The sequence below is a fragment of the Phocaeicola sp. ICN-14070 genome (assembly GCF_037892625.1).
GTDB classification, from domain to species: Bacteria; Bacteroidota; Bacteroidia; order Bacteroidales; family Bacteroidaceae; genus Phocaeicola; species Phocaeicola plebeius.
This window is the reverse complement of sequence record NZ_JBBKBF010000056.1, coordinates 1-18376: the sequence shown is the minus strand read 5'-3', so window position 1 is coordinate 18376 and position 18376 is coordinate 1. Positions and strand designations below refer to the sequence as shown.

At 43.8% G+C, this 18376-nt stretch carries 30 protein-coding genes; 17 read left to right on the top strand and 13 right to left on the bottom strand.

Annotated elements, in window-relative coordinates; translation table 11 throughout:
* Window positions 1-38 precede the first annotated feature (38 nt).
* Together WKT20_RS13815 and WKT20_RS13810 are read right to left on the bottom strand one after the other, a co-directional pair.
* Complete coding sequence (locus WKT20_RS13815; RefSeq protein WP_004319947.1) at window positions 39-485, bottom strand: hypothetical protein; 447 nt, start codon at window positions 483-485, stop codon at window positions 39-41.
* A gap of 24 nt (window positions 486-509) precedes the next feature.
* Entirely contained in the window at window positions 510-1622 is a 1113-nt protein-coding gene (locus WKT20_RS13810) for a hypothetical protein (protein ID WP_005816286.1), read from the bottom strand.
* Between the two features lie 254 nt (window positions 1623-1876).
* Here WKT20_RS13810 and WKT20_RS13805 point away from each other — a divergent pair, with 254 nt between their 5' ends.
* From WKT20_RS13805 to WKT20_RS13760, 10 genes are all read left to right on the top strand, one after another.
* Window positions 1877-2500 (top strand): recombinase family protein, encoded by a 624-nt coding sequence (locus WKT20_RS13805; protein ID WP_005816288.1) that lies wholly within the window; start codon window positions 1877-1879, stop codon window positions 2498-2500.
* Window positions 2501-2516: 16 nt separating this feature from the next.
* Complete coding sequence (locus WKT20_RS13800; RefSeq protein ID WP_005816290.1) at window positions 2517-3200, top strand: DUF3800 domain-containing protein; 684 nt, start codon at window positions 2517-2519, stop codon at window positions 3198-3200.
* A gap of 3 nt (window positions 3201-3203) precedes the next feature.
* Complete coding sequence (locus WKT20_RS13795; RefSeq protein WP_005816292.1) at window positions 3204-3740, top strand: hypothetical protein; 537 nt, start codon at window positions 3204-3206, stop codon at window positions 3738-3740.
* Between the two features lie 194 nt (window positions 3741-3934).
* Window positions 3935-4234 (top strand): thioredoxin, encoded by a 300-nt coding sequence (gene trxA / locus WKT20_RS13790; RefSeq protein ID WP_005816294.1) that lies wholly within the window; start codon window positions 3935-3937, stop codon window positions 4232-4234.
* 10 nt (window positions 4235-4244) lie between these two features.
* The gene (locus WKT20_RS13785; protein WP_007837469.1) at window positions 4245-4820 is read left to right on the top strand and encodes a DUF6155 family protein; all 576 of its coding nucleotides are present in this window, start codon (window positions 4245-4247) and stop codon (window positions 4818-4820) included.
* Between the two features lie 14 nt (window positions 4821-4834).
* Entirely contained in the window at window positions 4835-5080 is a 246-nt protein-coding gene (locus WKT20_RS13780; RefSeq protein WP_005816298.1) for a hypothetical protein, read from the top strand.
* Window positions 5081-5263: 183 nt separating this feature from the next.
* Window positions 5264-5701 (top strand): DUF4186 domain-containing protein, encoded by a 438-nt coding sequence (locus WKT20_RS13775; RefSeq protein WP_005816300.1) that lies wholly within the window; start codon window positions 5264-5266, stop codon window positions 5699-5701.
* Window positions 5698-5904, top strand: a complete 207-nt coding sequence (locus WKT20_RS13770; protein ID WP_005816302.1) for a hypothetical protein — start codon at window positions 5698-5700, stop codon at window positions 5902-5904. Before WKT20_RS13775 ends, WKT20_RS13770 begins: the two co-directional genes overlap by 4 nt.
* Before the next feature lie 9 nt (window positions 5905-5913).
* Complete coding sequence (locus WKT20_RS13765) at window positions 5914-6150, top strand: hypothetical protein (protein WP_005816304.1); 237 nt, start codon at window positions 5914-5916, stop codon at window positions 6148-6150.
* A gap of 24 nt (window positions 6151-6174) precedes the next feature.
* Window positions 6175-6354, top strand: coding sequence for a transcriptional regulator (locus WKT20_RS13760; RefSeq protein WP_340417526.1), 180 nt, complete (start codon window positions 6175-6177; stop codon window positions 6352-6354).
* Window positions 6355-6654: 300 nt separating this feature from the next.
* Here WKT20_RS13760 and WKT20_RS13755 read toward each other — a convergent pair whose 3' ends face one another.
* Window positions 6655-7146: an SLOG family protein gene (locus WKT20_RS13755; RefSeq protein WP_005816313.1), complete on the bottom strand. Its 492-nt coding sequence runs from the start codon at window positions 7144-7146 to the stop codon at window positions 6655-6657.
* A gap of 3 nt (window positions 7147-7149) precedes the next feature.
* Window positions 7150-7716: a hypothetical protein gene (locus WKT20_RS13750; RefSeq protein ID WP_005816315.1), complete on the bottom strand. Its 567-nt coding sequence runs from the start codon at window positions 7714-7716 to the stop codon at window positions 7150-7152.
* Between WKT20_RS13750 and WKT20_RS13745 the strand changes: the two genes are divergently transcribed.
* Window positions 7710-7961: a hypothetical protein gene (locus WKT20_RS13745; RefSeq protein ID WP_225494525.1), complete on the top strand. Its 252-nt coding sequence runs from the start codon at window positions 7710-7712 to the stop codon at window positions 7959-7961. The genes WKT20_RS13750 and WKT20_RS13745 overlap by 7 nt on opposite strands.
* Window positions 7962-8267: 306 nt before the next feature.
* Here WKT20_RS13745 and WKT20_RS13740 read toward each other — a convergent pair whose 3' ends face one another.
* From WKT20_RS13740 to WKT20_RS13715, 6 genes are all read right to left on the bottom strand, one after another.
* Window positions 8268-8546: a plasmid partition protein ParG gene (locus WKT20_RS13740; RefSeq protein ID WP_005816317.1), complete on the bottom strand. Its 279-nt coding sequence runs from the start codon at window positions 8544-8546 to the stop codon at window positions 8268-8270.
* Window positions 8547-8553: 7 nt separating this feature from the next.
* A complete protein-coding gene (locus WKT20_RS13735; RefSeq protein WP_005816319.1) occupies window positions 8554-9309 on the bottom strand; it encodes a ParA family protein in 756 nt (251 codons plus the stop codon).
* Between the two features lie 119 nt (window positions 9310-9428).
* Window positions 9429-9854 carry a single-stranded DNA-binding protein gene (locus WKT20_RS13730; protein ID WP_005816321.1) on the bottom strand — a complete coding sequence of 142 codons (426 nt, stop codon included), beginning with the start codon at window positions 9852-9854 and terminating at the stop codon, window positions 9429-9431.
* A gap of 53 nt (window positions 9855-9907) precedes the next feature.
* On the bottom strand, window positions 9908-10264 hold the full coding sequence (locus WKT20_RS13725) for a helix-turn-helix domain-containing protein (RefSeq protein ID WP_007837478.1): 357 nt from the start codon (window positions 10262-10264) through the stop codon (window positions 9908-9910).
* Between the two features lie 47 nt (window positions 10265-10311).
* Window positions 10312-10563 (bottom strand): hypothetical protein, encoded by a 252-nt coding sequence (locus tag WKT20_RS13720; RefSeq protein ID WP_007837480.1) that lies wholly within the window; start codon window positions 10561-10563, stop codon window positions 10312-10314.
* Complete coding sequence (locus tag WKT20_RS13715) at window positions 10551-11105, bottom strand: hypothetical protein (RefSeq protein ID WP_005816324.1); 555 nt, start codon at window positions 11103-11105, stop codon at window positions 10551-10553. The genes WKT20_RS13720 and WKT20_RS13715 overlap by 13 nt, the downstream gene beginning before the upstream one ends.
* Before the next feature lie 882 nt (window positions 11106-11987).
* Here WKT20_RS13715 and WKT20_RS13710 point away from each other — a divergent pair.
* A complete protein-coding gene (locus WKT20_RS13710) occupies window positions 11988-12302 on the top strand; it encodes a hypothetical protein (RefSeq protein ID WP_224204806.1) in 315 nt (104 codons plus the stop codon).
* Between the two features lie 355 nt (window positions 12303-12657).
* On the opposite strand, the gene WKT20_RS13705 is transcribed toward WKT20_RS13710, so the two are convergent.
* Window positions 12658-13044: a single-stranded DNA-binding protein gene (locus WKT20_RS13705; RefSeq protein WP_004319910.1), complete on the bottom strand. Its 387-nt coding sequence runs from the start codon at window positions 13042-13044 to the stop codon at window positions 12658-12660.
* Between the two features lie 269 nt (window positions 13045-13313).
* Between WKT20_RS13705 and WKT20_RS13700 the strand changes: the two genes are divergently transcribed.
* On the top strand, window positions 13314-13466 hold the full coding sequence (locus tag WKT20_RS13700) for a hypothetical protein (protein WP_340417525.1): 153 nt from the start codon (window positions 13314-13316) through the stop codon (window positions 13464-13466).
* Window positions 13467-13883: 417 nt separating this feature from the next.
* On the opposite strand, the gene WKT20_RS13695 is transcribed toward WKT20_RS13700, so the two are convergent.
* Both WKT20_RS13695 and WKT20_RS13690 read right to left on the bottom strand, forming a co-directional pair.
* Complete coding sequence (locus WKT20_RS13695; RefSeq protein WP_004319908.1) at window positions 13884-14066, bottom strand: hypothetical protein; 183 nt, start codon at window positions 14064-14066, stop codon at window positions 13884-13886.
* Between the two features lie 15 nt (window positions 14067-14081).
* Window positions 14082-14666, bottom strand: coding sequence for a hypothetical protein (locus WKT20_RS13690; RefSeq protein ID WP_005816332.1), 585 nt, complete (start codon window positions 14664-14666; stop codon window positions 14082-14084).
* 65 nt (window positions 14667-14731) lie between these two features.
* Between WKT20_RS13690 and WKT20_RS13685 the strand changes: the two genes are divergently transcribed.
* The 4 genes from WKT20_RS13685 to WKT20_RS13670 all read left to right on the top strand — a co-directional run bounded on the left by WKT20_RS13685 (window position 14732) and on the right by WKT20_RS13670 (window position 18149).
* The gene (locus tag WKT20_RS13685; RefSeq protein ID WP_007837487.1) at window positions 14732-14944 is read left to right on the top strand and encodes a hypothetical protein; all 213 of its coding nucleotides are present in this window, start codon (window positions 14732-14734) and stop codon (window positions 14942-14944) included.
* A gap of 620 nt (window positions 14945-15564) precedes the next feature.
* The gene (locus WKT20_RS13680; RefSeq protein WP_118242438.1) at window positions 15565-16671 is read left to right on the top strand and encodes a haloacid dehalogenase-like hydrolase; all 1107 of its coding nucleotides are present in this window, start codon (window positions 15565-15567) and stop codon (window positions 16669-16671) included.
* Between the two features lie 391 nt (window positions 16672-17062).
* On the top strand, window positions 17063-17653 hold the full coding sequence (locus WKT20_RS13675) for an SMI1/KNR4 family protein (RefSeq protein WP_340417524.1): 591 nt from the start codon (window positions 17063-17065) through the stop codon (window positions 17651-17653).
* A 46-nt stretch (window positions 17654-17699) separates the two neighbouring features.
* Window positions 17700-18149: a hypothetical protein gene (locus WKT20_RS13670; RefSeq protein ID WP_118242436.1), complete on the top strand. Its 450-nt coding sequence runs from the start codon at window positions 17700-17702 to the stop codon at window positions 18147-18149.
* The last annotated feature ends 227 nt before the right edge of the window (window positions 18150-18376 follow it).

The following is an 18376-nucleotide window of genomic DNA, read 5'->3' as shown; positions in this document are numbered from 1 at the left end:
TGCGGTAGAACAGGACTGTCATCTGGCAAATGTAACTTTCAAATGAAGTCGAGCAGGACTTCCTCCTTGGGCTTCATGTATTTGAAGAACCCGTTCTTGCAATGCAGACTGAGGTCGAGGCATACATCTGCCGACATGTGCTCCAGCGAGTCATAGATGGTCACTTTTATCTGGCTGACCATGCCACGCTCATCTGTGGAGCCGTTGACCTTGAACATCCGTCCGAAAGAAGGGTTGGAATAGGCACAGCAGCTGTGTCCGAACTCCGTATGACGGCTTGGAATGTGGTGATAGAGGATTATCATTTCCATCTCGTCTTCGAGCATATCCATCACCTCCTCTATCGTGAAAGGGGTGTTCAACTGGAAAGTAAGAAGCACGTAATCGTCATACTTGACAGGCTTCTCCATCTTGCGCTTGTCCAGCAGTTCTGGCAACTGCAAAGGCACGACGGCAAGGAAATCATCGCAAAACTGTTCTAACATAATCGTATTCTCTGTTTGGGGTGTTTATAATCTTGTGACATAAATCTTCATCATGAGCATGGGCATATCCGACAGGCGTTGCTTGTCGAGGTGCAGTTTCTTGGCCAGACCGTCCATCTCCTTGGGGAGCGCATCGGCTATTTTGTAGAGGTCTGCCTTGTCCTTGTCGGAGAGCACGCTCACGGAAAGGTCATCCATCGTCATGAACGGCTGCATCATCATCAGGAGGTAGGCGTGCATGGTGTGCTCGTCCTTTACCCTGCCACTATTCAGATCCTCGATAGCCGCTTGTGCGTTGCGCAGCAGACGGTGGTTGGTGCGCATGGAGAGGTATATCATTGCATCCTTGTGGGACAAATCCTTGCGGTCGGCGGCACGGAGTATCTCCCGACAGCAGTGTTCGGTGTTTCGTCTGATGTCACCGATGTCATCGTCAGCAAAATCCGGCAGGTATTGCAGGAAGGATTTGAAATACAAATGCTCTTCCTTGATGAAAGCGAGCAGGTCTTCCTTGCCGTGAATGCCTTGCTTGGCGGATTTTTGCAGGAACAGCAGGTAACGCTTCAGTACCGCCTGTTTACCACCTTTATTATATATAGGCAGGCTATCCAAGGAAGCGAAGAATGGCTGTGCTTCCTTCACGGCTTGCTGTAGTTCCTCATCACCAACATGGGAAGAGGTCTGTTCTCTGAGATAGAGCAGGTCGTGAAAGGTGCGTTGCTTAGACATCGCCATACGGCACAGCTCGATGTGGATGGAGTCGTTCAACTCATGATATACCGTGAACGGGTATGAGTGGGCTTTCCTGACAGTGTCACGTGAGATGCACGATGTCACGGAATCGTCCAACACGCGCCATTCGTTGACAATCTTAACTAATGTCTGAATTGAGACCTTGCCGTTCTGTCGAAGAGTGGTCAGAAAGCCATGATACTCTCTGATGGCTTCATCGCTCGAATGGAACGACTTCGTGCCGTTTCCGTCTGAACATGCTGTCAGCATGACTACGGCAAACGCAGTGGCAATACAAATGGCAAGTCTGATACAGCCATGCGAGTTTGATTTTGCATTATGCAATATTTGCTTCATGCAATGGAGGTTGGTTTGTCCTCCGAAAAGTTGGGTTTCATATTTCATTGTTGTCATTATTTTGAGTCTGATTTTGAAATTGACGGTGCAAAGTTAATGCGTTTCAGCGATATATTTGCAAGAATGACAGTAAGTTTAATCTTATTTGTGTATCATACTTGCGAGTATGATTTTCAATGAAATCAAGTGAAAAGAAAATGGCAAATTATCGTGTTTAAGTATGATTTTTCGTTCAAGTATGATTGTTTCTCGGAAAAATAGTGTACCTTTGCACTTGATTTCATTTAATAGCGTACAACAGTATGGCAAAAGTAGGTTACATCTTTATCGCCACCAATGGCGAAGAGTATGCAGAAGACAAGGCTTGGATGCAGCAATACGGCTGTGTTCAGGTGATAGAGGAACTGTCCGAACACGAGAGGCTGCGCCCGATGTGGAAGCAGCTCATATCGAGTCTGGAGCGCGGCGACGAGCTGGTGGTGTCGAGGTTCAGTAACGCACTGCGTGGCACCCGTGAACTGGCTACATTCATAGAATACTGCCGTGTGAAGGTGGTTCGCATCATCTCCATCCAAGACCGCATCGATACGTTTGACGAACTTTTCCCCGACACCAAGCCCTCACAGGTCATCCGTATGTTCGGGTCACTCTCTGAGGAGTGTGCCGTGCTGCGCAAGGCATCGGCACACATCATCCATCTGCAACAGAATATCCGGCCGCCCAAGAAGTCGGAAAGGGCACTGTCGAAACTGGAGCGTGAGAAGAATATCGTGAACATGTACAACGAGGGGCACAGCATAGATGACATCTTTGCCATCAGCGGCTTCACAAGCCGAAGTTCCGTGTTCCGCATACTCAACAAGCATGGTGTGACGCTGAACCGTGGACCTCATAGTGGACCGCTGAAGAAAAGGAATAAAGAATAAACAAAAAACAGATACAATGAATAAGACATTCAACATCTACTGTGATGAAAGCACCCACATGGTGCATGACGGTCATCCCTACATGCTTTTGGGATGTACAAGTATAGCATACACACAAATCCGCATGGCAAAAGATGCCATAAAAGATATTAAGAAGAAGCACGGCTATAGTGATGAGCTGAAATGGACAAATGTCCACGAGGCCACGTATAAAGTCTATGCAGAGCTTATAGACTGGTTCTTTATGAATGACATGGAATTTAGGGCTGTGGTTGTTGACAAGAGTCAGATTGACGAGAAACGAGAAGACTATACGTTTAATGATTTCTACTTTCGCATGTACTACCAATTGCTGCATCACAAGATGGACATGGATTATACATATAACATATATATGGATATCAAGGACACATGCAGTAGCGATAAGCTGGAGAGGCTCAGAAAAATAATGGAATACAACTCTTCCATTGGCAGGTTTCAGTTTATACGTTCACACGAAAGTGTCTTCATCCAATTGGCAGATGTTCTAATGGGAGCCATCAACTACAACCTTAGATATGAAAAGGGAGAAGTTGAAGGAAGGGTGAGAGCCAAAATGAAGCTGATTGAAAAGATAAAAAAACACAGTAATATCAGTCTCAACACCACAACTCCCAAATTTAGAAAGAAGTTTAATTTGTTTTTTATCGCACTGAAATAGCCAATGAGCAGTTTGAATATTATCAAGAAATACCCTGAGCTGCTGGAACTGGCATATCTCAGTGAACGAGAAAGAGAGCATGATCTTCATGCAATATTCAAGCGTGATATAGAAGATAACTGTCAATTCTCATTCAGAGGGTGGCGCATCTATCCTATAAAGACAGATGGCGAGATTGACATGGCAAGATTGTTCAAGCATCTTACCTGTGAAGAAATCATGGTTGAGAACGAAGACGGTACGACTTATCCAAAGCGAGTATTCGAGATGGCTCGTTCACAAAGGCTTCATTGGATAAATCACCATGTGAGAGAATTGACACCAGACAATCTGGATGTATTTACCATAGAAGAGAGGGACGGCAAAAAGCGTAAGGTCAAGAAAACATACATCTATGATAAAGTGGAAAAGTATGTTATTGTCTTGGAACAACAACGTAGCAACGGATTCTATCTGTTGACAGCATACCATCTTAACAAAGAGTATGGACTAAAGGCTTTGGAAAAGAAGATGAAAAAGAGATTGCAGACACCACTATAAAACGCAAGACCCGAATTGCATCAAAGGCAACCGGGTCTCGAAACTCCTTCTATCTATAGATGAGTGCTGCAAAGGTACGAATATTCTTTGAAATAACGAAGGTTTTTCATTGAATTCTTCTCGATTTTAACATTTGCAGGGCAGTATTGTAAGATAACAGGAAAGAAAATAGCATAATTTTACAGAAAATCGTAATGGAAACATTCAAAGACGTTATATCAAGTGACCAACTTGTCTTGGTCGATTTCTTCGCCACCTGGTGCCAGCCATGCAAGATGATGCACCCCATCCTTGAGCAGGTGAAGGAAGTGTTGGGTGACAGAATCCGCATCATCAAGGTAGATGTGGACAAGTATGGGGTGACTGCAAGTCAGTATGGCATACAGTCTGTGCCCACATTGATGCTGTTCAGACGCGGCGAAGTGTTGTGGAGGACGAGCGGTGTGATGCAGAAATCAGAGTTGCTGGCAACGATTGACCCGTTTTTAAGATAAAAGAGCAGAAATGTCAAAATCTAAATTAAAGTCTGTCCTCATGTCCATGGACAAGAGTGAAATAATAAAAATGGTATTGGAACTTTATTCTGCACGGAAAGAGGCAAAGGAATATCTTGACTTCTATGCAGAGCCGAATGAGGGCCAGAAGCTGGAAGAGTATAAGCACATCATACGGGAAGAGTTCTATCCGAGCAGAAACAGAGAGCCAAAGACACGCTTCTCAGTGTGCCGCAAGGCATTGTCCGACTTCAAGAAACTGAAGCCTTCGGAAGATTCAGTCGCAGAATTGATGGTGTTCTATATGGAGAATGCCTGTCAGTTCACTTATGACTATGGAGACATGTGGGAGCAATTCTATGATTCTGTTGAGAGTAATTTCGACAAGACATTGCGCCACATCGTGCTTTATGACCTTTGGGACAAGTATGATTCCCGAATCAAGCAATGCCTTCGTTGGGCAAGCCCTTGTGGATGGGGATTTCCTGACGCACTGAATGATATGTATGAGGAAATGAAGGCGCAAAATGAGGAACTCCGAAAGAAATACAGGAATTTCAAGATGCCCATCAACGCTGATTATTAAACGAATATACTCAAATGGGGAAACCAAAGAAAAAACATAAGAAAGCGAAACAACTGCCCTTAAGCAAAGAAGAGCAGATTTTTCAAGCGGCAAGAGACCTTGCAGCTGAAATTGGCATATCCTATTCTGAGGCATTAGGGTTTACTTTGGGCATAAAGGACGTAACGTATGGTTGGGAAGAAGACTATACGGAAGAAGAGTTTCAGGCACTGATTGACCACGCTGTGGGAGACACTGATTATGAGCACACCCTCTATTGAATCATCTACACGAGAGGAACGTTTGGATTACGTTCTGAATGAATGGAGATGTCTGCACAACTGTGAGCTGTGCGGTAAGTGCCATATTCTGAAAGGCAGAAGCGAAGAAATACTCTATGCAGACTATATAGACGGCAAGCGGTCATATATGGATATAACATTAGAAATCAGAAGCAACAGATAATGATGTCACAGAAATACATATATCCATCGTTGTTCCAAGAGGAAGAGCCGCAAGAAAGCGTTCCTGGTGATAAGAAAGAGTATGACCTGACGAATCTCTTTGAGAGATTGGCAAAGTCTGATTTTCGCAGCCGGTTCCATCTGTCCAAGCAAGACAGGGAGTATGTAATGGAAAAGGGATTGCCGACGATACGAAAACACGCAGAGGACTTTGTGGCAAAAAGACTTGCTCCGGCTGTCATACCGAACGACGGCAAGCAGACTCCCATGCGTGGGCATCCTGTTTTCCTGGCTCAACATGCCACTGGCTGTTGTTGCCGGGGATGCTTCTTCAAGTGGCATCACATCTCAGCAGGCAGGGCACTGACCAAGGAAGAACAGGAATATGCTGTTGCCGTATTGATGGCATGGATTGAAAAACAGATGAATAAAGGATGAAGATAGAAGAAGCCATAGTATATGTGATGGTAAAGCGAAATGGCGGCATGACAACCGACCAGATTGCCGATGCCATCAATCGTCATAGGCTGCACCTGAGAAAGGACGGTCAGCCTGTGACAAGCAAGCAGGTGTATGCAACAATCTGCCGTTTCCCTGAAATGTTCACAAAAGAAGCTGGCAGAATCATGTTAATGATATGACGTAACGATATGACAATAGATACAACCAACATGTGCTCACACCTTCAGAAGAAGTTGTTTGAACCAGAAGGTGTGTATTATCCTATATGGCAAGCCATGCAGGATGATGAGACCTTGACAGCAGTGGTACGAAGCAGACAGCTGCACATCTACAGAAACGGGAAGAAAATTCTCGTTCTGGCAGGTAAGGCACAACCGAAGATTATAAGGGAAGACAAAATACAAGAGTTAATAACAAGATTATAAACAAAACATCAAATCATCAAAACAATGGACGCAAAAGAAAAAGTATTGGCAACAATGAAAGAGGCTGGTCAGCCTCTCAACGCAGGTAAAATCGCAGAACTCAGCGGTCTCGACCGCAAAGAGGTAGATGCAGCCATGAAGCAGCTGAAAGCAGAGGGTGCAATCGTCTCTCCTGTGCGTTGCGAATGGGCACCTGCAGAGTAAGGTTTATACTGCTGTCTTGAAATATAGGCAGCAGTATCTTTATTTTTATCAAAATGTTAAGGTGAGGAATCTGAATATCCTTGCCTACGGACACAATTATCCGCTGCATCTTTTTGGGGTAAGGTGCAGACGTATGGCTGTCAGCGTATCTTGGTTTAAAGACGCTTAGCGGTCACGGCGGAAGTCGTTTCGTCTCTCTCCGCCGAACAAAGCTCTGAGCACATTGCCCAAAGCTCCGAACACGAAGTAGCAAACGATGATTGCAACAATATCGTCCATAAGCATTTTCTGTTTTATGGGTTATACACTATTATGAAGATTCACTATGTCCAATCCCTGCCTCTTGGCTTCTCTGACGGTGTAGAACGTGCCGCCCTTGGGATTGCCATCGAAGTAGGCTATGAGACGTGAACTGCGGTTGACCATATAGTCGTTGCGCCTCAGAAGGCAGCCATTGTAGTATTGCTCGCTCAATACGACCACGTCATCCACGATGCGCAGGATGGCATCATACTTGGCTTGCTCTTCCTTGCTCCACCGGTCAGACTGACCACGGAACGGCACAACGGCTATCACCTGCAAGTCCTTCAACTCGCATTGCAACGAAAGGGCGGCTTCTGCCGCCAGCAGGTCAAATCCCATTGCCATGCCACAATAGAAATACCGGTAGCCGTCGGCATACGCCTTGGCTATCTCCGATTTGAGACATTGCTTCAACTCCCTCCGCTTGGCGAAAGGTACGCTGCGGTGTCCGCTGAAGCATACGGACACTGCCTTGTCGTACTTTGTCATACTTTACCTTACTTTATAATGTGTGCGTGCGAGGAACATACCGCCAATAACACATGCCCCGAGCCTTTCGAGTTGGTTGGCATACTTGGCATAGCTGAGACCCTTGGTTATCACATCGTCAAAGACCAACACCATTTTGTTGTCGAAGAACGGCTCATCAAACTCAACGACATTCGCCTTGCGGACTTCATCCTCGTTCTTGCGGTTATCGTGGATGGTCTTACGCTCTCCGCATACCCTCACGTGCTCGTAGCCGTTTTCCGCTCCTGTCAATTCACACACCCTGTGGCAGAAAGCCTTGTAGCGGAGTTCGTTGCTCTCGCTTGTGGATGCTGGAACGGGGGCGAAGACGATGTTCACGCAACCCTTGCCGTAGAGTGTCAGCATATTCTCTGCGGTGCGCTGCGCCACTTCCTCGTAGGCTCTTCCGTCCTTGAAGTCAAACACTAATTGTCTGTCGGCAATCTCCTTCTCACCCACATTGCGGATGCGTGCGGGATAGTATTTGCAGAACCAAGTCTGAGGCTTGTCTAACTGCTTTTGGATTTGATAGTCATTCTTGTGTGCCATTGCTCTTATGTTTTTTCTTCCCTTATTTCGGAGGCTTTTCCTGCCTGCCCAAGGGATATTTTTTGCTTTCCAAGAGTGATGGCGATCAAAAAGCCAAATCGGGAGCGAAAAATACGCTCTGCACGCAGAGGAAGATTTTTCGGTCAAATGCAATGGACGATTTGGTGTTTGAACAATCGCCAGCATTACCTTTGCAAAACAATATCCGCAGCGGCAAGGCAGGCGAAAAGAAATCTGTTATGTAAAAGAGGAAACGGGCGGGATGGCGTGGGGCGAAGCTGTATATGGGGAAGGACGATAGTTGATATGAGGGAAAAAGAGAAAATCTTGTAATAGGGAACGACATTGCCTTTTATCAGCATGGAGACAGTCCTACAAGCAGAGAAAACTATTGCCCTAAAAATGAGTTGGATAGTATTTTCTAAAAGTAGTATCGACTACGAATAGTATAATAGTCGAATAGTTTTTACTACCATACTACGGATAGTAAAGTCTGTTTATAGAAGAGATAGCGGTATCATCGTCTGTTCGGCGATGATACCGCGCGGCACTCATGTGTCATGCCGCTTTAGGTATTCTGTCATTGCCTCATTGACAATATCACGCAAGGACATCCCTTTCTTGATGGCGAGGTACTTCATCCTCGTGTGGATGCTCTTGTTGATAAGGAAATTGCAATGCACCGGCACTTCGGTAGTCTCAGAAACAGACACAGGTGGTGCTGGTGTAGTTTCTGTGACTATCTGCTCCTTACTCGGCTTCTTTGTGGAAGAAAGGAGTCCGTTGAGACCGCCTTTCATTCCCTCTTTCAACATACTGCTCTTGCTCATGGCTATGCTATTTTAAGTTTAACACTTCTTTTGCCAAAGACATATAATCACTGGCACCATTGGATTTGGGATTATACTCAAAGATAGTCTTGCCGTTGATGGGTGCTTCTGCCAAAGCCACATTATCACGGATGACGGTCTTGAAAACCTTCTCGTGAAAACTGTCATTGACGATTTCCCTCACGCTTCGGTTCAACGTCTTGCGGCGATCGAACTGGGTGATGACGATGCCGCCCACTTTAAGGTTGGAGTTGAGCCGCTCCTGAACGATGCGGATGATGTCCATCAACTTTGCCATACCTCTCATGGCAAGGTATTGCGCTTGAACAGGGATGATGATGTAGTCGGCTGCGGTGAGGGCATTCAAGGTCAGCAAGCCCAATGACGGTGGACAGTCGATGATGATGTAGTCGAAATGCTCTTTGGCGATGGCTTTGGTGATAAGTCCCTTCAAGATAAGCTCCCGTCCCGGCTCGCTGATAAGCTCTAACTCAGCCGCAGACAGGTCAAGGCATGAGGGTGAGACGGTGATGCCGTTGTGCAACTTGACCAACGGCAAGGTGTACTGTCCACACATTGCGCCATAGACTGTCTGTTCTTCCTCGATGGACAATCCCAAGGCTTCCGTGAGGTTGGCTTGTCCATCCATGTCAATAGCCAAGACGTTCTTCTTACTCAGTTGCAGAGCTGCCGCAAGGCTTACTGCGGTCGTACTTTTCCCTACACCACCCTTGTGATTTAATACTGCAATTATCTGTGTCATAACATGATACTACTATTAGTGAATACTACTTTACTATTCTACTACTGATAGTACATACTAACCATAGTAAAAGCGGATTTACTACGATTAGTACGTACTACTCTCAGTTGATACTACCCTCAGAAGGGAAGGTCTTCGCTCTTGTCCTGCGGTGCATCGGCTGGCGGTACGGGAGCCTCGCCCTCTGCCTTGGCTGCCTTGCGTGCCTTTGTTGCAGGTGTGTCGGTTGCATCCTTCTTCCCTGCATTGACAAAGGCGATGGAGTCAGCTATGATGCTATGCTGTATGTGGTTCTCTCCGTTGCGGTCTGTCCAAATGGAAGAAGTCAGTGTGCCTTCCACAAGCACCATACGACCCTTGGTGAGGTATTCAGCCAAACGGATATGGTTCTCCTTGCTGCTCTTCACCCTTACCCAAGTGGTGATTTGCTTGCCCTTACTGTAGTCGTCCACTGCGATGTCAACAGCCATGAATGTTCCGTGTGTACCTGTGATGACGCGGCAATCCTTTGCTCCGATGCGTCCGATAGTGTGAGTGTAAATCATAATGTGAAAATGTTATAGTGGCAAGTTGGTTAGACTTGCCGTTACCTTGTTATTTAAATGACTTTTCTTGTTGATTGAACATAAGCTATTGCTTCATTCATAATTTCTGCTCGTGACCTACTCTTGTTATCTTGCATCCACTCATCAATTTCAGATTTGAGGAACATGATACGTTTCCCCTTCTTATGGAATGGTATTTGTTTATTGCTTGTCCAACAATAGATTGTGTGTTCAACTGGATGGGTAGGGAGATACTCACTCAATTCGGAAACACTAAGCCATTCCAATCCCTTATCGGGCTGAATTTGAGTCATTAGTGTGGAAAACTTTTCTTCTAAAATCTCCAGCTTGTTTATTACTAATGACAATGCTGATGGCAAGTCATTAAAACTCAATATTTGCTTTTCCATATCAATATATGTGTGGCAAGTTGGTTAGGCTTGCCGTTACCTTGTTATTAATATCCTTTCTTCGTCTGCCTTGTATTGGCGACAAAAGACTTGTTGCTGCCTGTGAGACTGATAGAGCCGCAATTAACAAACTCTCCGTCGGAATAGACTCTGTACTTCTGTCCGCTTACCTCATGCTTCTGTTTGATGCGCTCTCGCATCCACTTCTTGGCTGCGGTCAATGAGCAAAAGGTCTCGCTCTCCTTGGTCGTCTCGTCATATACGATGCACTGGGTCATACATGCTCCTACTTCATCCATGCACCTATACTCGACGTGACATAGTCCAACTGACCGCCAAATATGTCGCTTGGCTCTATGTCGTATTGTCCATCCCTCACTTCCTTGTCCTCTCCAAGAAGCGACAAGTTTCCGTCGGCATCCAAACGTGCTGCGTCTATGACGATGTCACGAGGCTCGTCAAAGAGATAACCTGCCACGATGGGCTGCTCTCCCTCGAAATGCACCTCAAAGCCTCCGTCCACCTCCGTGCCGTACTTGCGAAGAGCCGCTTTCAGCTCGTCCTGCTCCCGGTGCTGCAATGCCTGGAGTTGTCCGTGGATAGTGAGGTCTTGCAGTTCTGCCTCTCGTTTGGTGTGGGTTGCCTCGCCGGTCTTGCAGTCGATGTCATACTTGTGGTAAACCACTGGGATATGGTCTGCCGATGTGACAAGCCATGTGATGTTGTTCACTGAGAAGCCCTGTCTGGTGAGGAACTCCTCGATGTCTGAGCCGAGAAGGTGGTCGGCTACGTCAAGATACTCGATGCGTGCGTCAGCATCATGCAGGATGATAATCTTCATTGCCTTTCTATTTTTAGTGATACAAATAAGTTTGTCGCCCATGTCGCTGGACTTGTTTAACTACGTTGAAGAAACTTACGCTCAGCATAGTGAATAAATTCCCTCTGCGTTCGCTTAACCGTTTCTTTCTCTTCCCTCCTTTCGAGACCTTTCAGCCTGTGGAGGGATATTTTCTGCTCCCACAAGCCGCAAGAAAAGACATAAAGACAAATTATGTGTGAAGAATACTCTTTTCCGAGGAAAAGGAAGATTGTTCACAGTCACAAGACCTCAAGCAGAATTTGACGATTGTCTCAGACGCGGCTAACTTTGCAGGAAATATGCCTACCACTGCGCTGATTGGAAGAAGATTATTGATATTGGCTGCAAGAGGAATGATGTGTTATATATAAAGAGGTAAGAAGAAAGATTGAAACAGTAAGGGTGGGCAGTGAAGTGTTTGCAGGTCTGCTGTACCGACATAAAGCGAGTGTGTTGGCTGACCGGGATGCAAGTCATCAAAGCTTCAGCCTTGATAGCTTGTAGCACGGACAGACAATTCTCTCGCGTCGGTACTTCGGCATACTGTCAGCTTTGGCTAATAGCAACGTGTTGCCATCAGCCAAGGATGTCTGTATGACGACAGACCATGTAACGCTTCGCAAAGGCGTGGGGCAAAGCAGTATAATTTAGAAGTAGATAGTAACGTATATCAGGCAAGAAGAGACAGTTGCGCAACGGACAAATCGGGCACTCCTGTCAGCATGACAAATGTGCCTTGTCCTTGCCGCAGGACACTGAGGCAGATTGGACGTAGCAGACATGTCTGCCACATTCAATATGCCTGAGTGGACAAGAACTGCCTCTTGTATAGCAGAAGAGAAATTGTAAAACAGTTGATTAGTGGTAAAGGTGGTATGGGTGGGCAGAATGGCATTACACGGACATTGCCGAAGCCCGATAATGGGACAGCCAGACAGCAATAAAGGCAGTTATCAGAAGTGTCAGTTTCTGATAGTGACATTGTTGGCTGCCTGTCACATGGGATTCGTGCGGTGTCCGTACAGTAATGCCGTTCTGAAGGTGTGGGGCGAAGCGATACAACGCACTTGGACGAAACCACCGCTTATAACAGAAAATATTTTGCAGTCAAAGAGAAGAAGAATAGTAAAGCAGGTGTGGGTGGGTAGTGAAGCTGTCGCAAGATTGACGGTCTGAATATCAAGGCGAGTGGATAGCCAGTAAAGGACACAATTATCAGAAGCCTCGGCTTCGGCATCTTGTGGCATAGATGGCAGTCCTCTCGCGTTCAGACCTTGGCATACTGTCTTTCTTGGCTAATAGCGACTTTGTCGCCATCAGCCGGGAATATCTGTATGCCAACCATCTTGGTGACGTTTCGCAAATGGTGAGGGACGAAGTGGTTAGAATAAAGGAAGACGGCGTTGCCGTTATGGTTAATAAATGCACATGGTTGTTATTAGAGAAGATTATCACACGCTATAACAGCAGATTGATGTCCCTGAGCAAAACAAAAGCGACCCGAAGGTCGCCTTGTTATGGAGAGGAAAGGCTATTTCTTGCCTTTCTTGGTTGCTGGCTTGGCCGGCTCTTCCGCAGGAGTCTCCTCCTTGTCGGGACACTCGTAGAACTTGGTTGCAACCATGATGATTCTGGAGTGCTTCACGCCATCCTTGTCTGTCCACTCCTCTGGCTTGAAGAAACCCTCGACGGTGAGCAACGTGCCCTTGGTGAGCTTGTCGAATGATTCGGTGTGCTCGTTCTTGCGCCATGCCTCCATATTCATGAAAGCCGATACGCGGTTGGTTTCCTCGCCGTTCTTCTCCTGACGGCCTACTGCCAATGAGAAGCGTGCTACGCTGGCGTTTGCGAACTGACGGATTTCTGCATCCTTACCTACGAAACCTGAAACTGTGAAGTTGTTCTCGATCTTTTTCATTTTGAATTGAATTTAAAAGTGAAACTTAATTTTTACATGCATTCAAAAGCAGGGATGTGGCACCATGTGGGAAGCACCATGAAAATCGTTCGCAATACTCTTTTTCTTGTTGGCGATGAACGACAGAGAGGAAGAAAAAGGAAGATTACGCACTATTTTATTGGTCACAGCGATAGCGGCCACACAAGAAGGAGGAAGTCCTTCGCAGCATCACGCTACCTTTGCATGGTAAAAATAAGTGGCTTTCAAATAACTCAATTCATAAAAAGATGGGGCCAAACAATGGAATAAAGGTTGTAAGCAAGGAGGCAATCCGTATGCAACAGACAGGGGCACTGCTATGGCTGTATGCCTGGAGAAACGAAGCGGGAAATCCGACCTTACAGCTGTATCATCAGAAGAGTGAGGAGCATGAACACTGATGCACGATGAACGACAAGCCTAAGGGTCAGCTTAGCAATAGAGGCATCAAGCCAAAAGAGGACAGACATCAGAGGATTGGCGATAGCACTGTCATCATGCTAAGACCAAGTTCTGTGTCCGACAAGGAAGAGTCGCAAAAGACAGACGAGTAAAACCAAAAGGCGAAATGACCATTCCTATAACAAGGTACAGAGACGCTTAAAACGGCGAAGGGACTTTGGCGACGTATCGCTATACAGGTGTCGAAGCATCGCTTCTATAACAGGACTGGAGCAAGTGAGCAAACCGCACAACTTGCTCCCAAGGTATTTCAGTTACAACAGCCATAACCTCATTGGAGGATTGTCCTAAAAGAGTTTTTGCAGTCAAAGGAAGAAAGAGTCTGCAAGCCACATAGCCAACAGACTCTCTCCTGATTATTCACAGATGACAACATCATCCTTGTACTCCGTCACTTCCTTGCCGTTGATGAGCTGGACAATGACCTCACAACCCAAGTCCTCGACAATCGTTCCCTCTGTCTGACCTCTTCGGGGATAAAGCAAGGTGCAGAAACACCCTACAACGCCGTCCAACTGCTCCATGTCTATCGTTGCCATATCCGTTCCTCCTTGTTAGCCGAATGTGATTGGATTGATGCAGAAATTCGTGTCCTCTGCCTCATACTCGTATTCATTGATGAAGTCAATCATCTTCTGTTCGCTTCTTCCGTCCTGTGAGACACCAGTCTTCTCACACCACAACTTGATAGCATCACCAAAGGTGGAGTAAGCACCCTCACAATCCTCAAAGAGTTCTCCGTATGCAGTGACGTAGCACTCTTCGGGGAAGAAGTCGTTCTCATCGTGCGTATAGAAGATGTCGCAACCTGGCTCAACCTCTCGCCAACTGATTGAAAGTTCATCGCCAAGTGCCTTGTTCACCTCCTCAAAGAACAAGTCGCATGAAGACCAAGCACTTTCGGTGTCAAAGGACAAGAGGGCATAATCGTCTTCCACGTTCTCCTCATACTCTGCCCAATAGATGTGTCCTCTCACCGAGATGCCTTTCTTCTCGTAGTCAATGCCATAGTGTTCTGCCAAGAGATACAGATACACATTATTACTGTTCACCTCCAACTCTTGGAGTGTGTTCCAAAGGTCTGCCACGGCTTTGCGTGAGCCTGTCACCTTGTACTGAGTGTCGCAAATGTTAGCCATAAGATAAAATTTTTATTTTCTTCCCTTATGTAGAACCAACTACCATCGGGATTGATTAAAGAATTATGTTGCCCCAAAAGGTGTTATGGCTCATCAATGCAAGGTTTTGCCGTCAAATACTACCTCTGCCACAATCAGAGCGTGGAGATTTCACGGACAAACCACAGGCACCGACCTTGCAGGATGAACGCCATGACAGGTACCTTTGCAACACAATTCTTATCAAAGCCCGATGGGGTGGTACATGGCAGACTGCATGGTACAGCAGTGTGAAGTGACGTTATAGGTGGAGATAAGGCTATAAGAGGTTTTTGCAGTCAAAGGAGAAAAGAGTCCACAAAGTGCAGTATCTACAGGACAAAAACACTTTAGTTTACCTTGGTTAGCTCTTATATATATGCTAACCTAAAGTAAACTGTATATATGTCCGTCTAAAACCCGAAAACCGTACGGGTCAGCTTACGTCAGAAACAGAAGTATAGAACCATAGAAGTGGTTCAAGAAGTCTTTCTTCCTTTGACTGCAAAATATTATCTTTGCACGAATCATAATTGCCCTGTAGGATTTAATATAATTTAACACTCTTTGTTGAATGCAAGGAAGAACAGCTTCAATATGCTGAATATCAGTAGTATAACATTGTGTTAACCCTTAATCTGTAGAAAAGGATGTTATCATACAAAGTAATGTCCATTTGTACTTTTTCTATATGGTTTTATACTTACATTTGCATATCATTTGTATCTTGATAACAGTAACTAACTGATTATCAATATACTTTATATTTGAGGAAGTCAAATAAGTTATTTAAAATTGTAAAGTAAGGAATTACTGAACTGATAAATTATAAATGAGGTATGATTGATTGTAATTATGCCTCATTTTTTTATTATGTAATATGAGTAAGGAATTTATTAGAAAATCAAAAGAAAGTAAACCTGTTGTTGCGATATGTTATGATTTTGATAAGACATTATCACCAGATGACATGCAAGCGCAAGGCTATATTCAATCTGTTGGGGATGAAGTCGAATCTTTTTGGAAAGAGTCAAATGGGTTGGCTGAAGAGAACGACATGGATCAAAATTTGGCTTACATGTTTACCATGATCCGGAAAGCGCATGGAAAAGTCTTATTTACTAAAAAGGCATTAATGGATTATGGGGCTAAAGTACAATTATTCCCTGGTGTTGAGACATGGTTTAAGCGTATTAGAGAATATGGCGTAGATAAAGGAGTTATTGTAGAGCATTATATCATTTCATCAGGTCTTAAGGAAATGATAGAAGGTACAAAAGTCGCTAATGAATTTGAAAAGATTTATGCCAGTTCCTTCTATTATGATAAAGATGGTGTTGCTCAATGGCCAGCACAAGTTATTAATTATACGAGTAAGACTCAATTCCTTTTTAGAATAGAAAAAGGGACTTTAGATGTGAACGATTCAGGCGTCAATGACTATTTTAAGCCAGAGGACATTCGTATTCCTTTCAGAAATATGGTTTATATAGGTGATAGTGATACGGATATTCCTTGTATGAAACTCATTAATTCTTATTCAGGTCATTCTATTGGAGTTTATAATCCGGAAACAAAAGATAAACGAAAAGTCTATAAAATGATGGAGGATAAGCGCATAAAATATTATACTCCAGCAGACTATACAGAAGGATCAGAATTGGATATATTAGTCAAAACCATTATTGATACAACCGCATCAAATGAAAAATTGATGTCTATTCATTACCAAGATAAGCAAGAACAGATAAGCCGTAATGGGCAGCCAGACAATCAGGAAGATAAAGAAAAAGAGAAACTTATTATGGATTTGGAGAATAGCAACAGTTTTAAACAAACTCATTCTATAATTTCCAAACTTAAAAAAATAAAGAACTGGACTTTAGAAGAAAAAACACAGTTAAAAACCATAGCAGAGAAAAATAAACAGATTTCTTCTATAATGAAGGATGGTGATGTTGCCTCTTTCTACTCCTCTCTTGAATAATTTTCATAATCTTCAAGATAGCTGATGGCAAAAAAAGTCGTACCCGACAAAGAGGTGGGGTACGACTTTATGCTGTCTATGTTCTGAGGTGTGTTTTCCCTCACGTAAGCAATTTCTTTGGCAACCCTGCAGATGAAGATTTTTTGCAGTGAAAAGAAAAACAGCTTTTCGTGAAAGCGAACTATTGGGAAAAATACATAGTGTTTCACATGTCTGTTGGTTCAAATGGTGGAAAGAGAGTTTATGGCAGAGTTGGGATTAAATACAAGAAAACTCAATAGGGGTATAAATTGCAATTCGATGTGACAGTAGTAATAATCTACCCGCATTGAGTGGATAGTCATGGCTTTTCACTACCTTTGTAGGAAAAGATAAAGTTATGGTATAGCATATGATTGATAAAGTTATATTCGACAAGTTAATGATGCGATATAGACATCTCGGAACAAGAAAAATAGAAACCACAGGAGCCTTTTTGATTGGTAATGCGTCTCACATTGCATCGGAAGCATGGCTAAATTCTGTATATCCTTGCCTTTCAGAACAAGAAACTGCAGAACTTGAAACATTGCTGGATACAACTATACCTCCAGAATATCGTTATTTCTTACAGAATATTTCTAACGGAATGAATGTCCTTGTGGATGAACTCTGTCTGTTCGGGAAAAGAAAAAATTATATCCGCACTTCGATGGATGCGACTAGACAACCTTTTAATCTTAGAGATGCATTAGAGGAAAAACCTCGCAATGCTACTTCAGATATGTTTTTCATTGGAGGATATTCATGGGATGGATCTAAACTCTATATAGATAAAAGAAATAATAGCGTTCATTACTGTAAACGGTATGACAGCACATCTCTTAAATCATGGGATTCATTGGCTGAAATGATAATATCTGAAGTAAAAAGATTGTATAGTTTGTTCGATCTGGACGGAAAGCAGATAGACGAAAACAAACCTACTATTCCGGTTATATAATACTTTGACTTTTAGGGCAATTAATAAAGAATAGAATATTTAAGTCATGAAACTGGCTGATAAACGATATCTGAAGTTTGAAACGATTATAGCATTGTGTTCCTTTTTTCCTGTGTTTGTGATGGTATTAGGTTGGCCAATGTTAAGAGACAGCAACTTTGAAAACCTGATAGGATATACAATTGCATATATAACTTCTTTAGGATTAAATTCTTTGGGTGGTATAATCGCATGGCAACTGTCAACTGAGAAAACCCATTGGCTTTTGTTTGCATTTTACCAATGGATTGCGCACATGGTAAGCATCACTCTTGTCTTGGTAAGTACATCTTTCGTAGATTCTATGTTTTTTACAGATAATAGTCTGCCGCTTTCACATGACGAGATGTCAGACAGTAAAATGATTGTAGTAATATTATACATGGAAACATTGATTTTCGCTTGTTCTATTTTGGTATCCAGTTATCTTGCCAAACAAATTGGCAAAGGTAGATAAACAAATTTATGAAACGTTGATGGATGAAAATTCCGTTAAGCGAATTGTTTTTATCTCTTATTTTACAGGCTTTAAGTAAGATTACTTGTTGTAAATACAATGATCTGATGGATGGGTGAACAATATATGCTCATCTTTCTATTGTAAGCATTCTATTTTCCGCCATGACAATTTTATAGGCTGTTTTTCAGCCGATAAAATAAAAATGTCCGCAAGAAAATATTTTT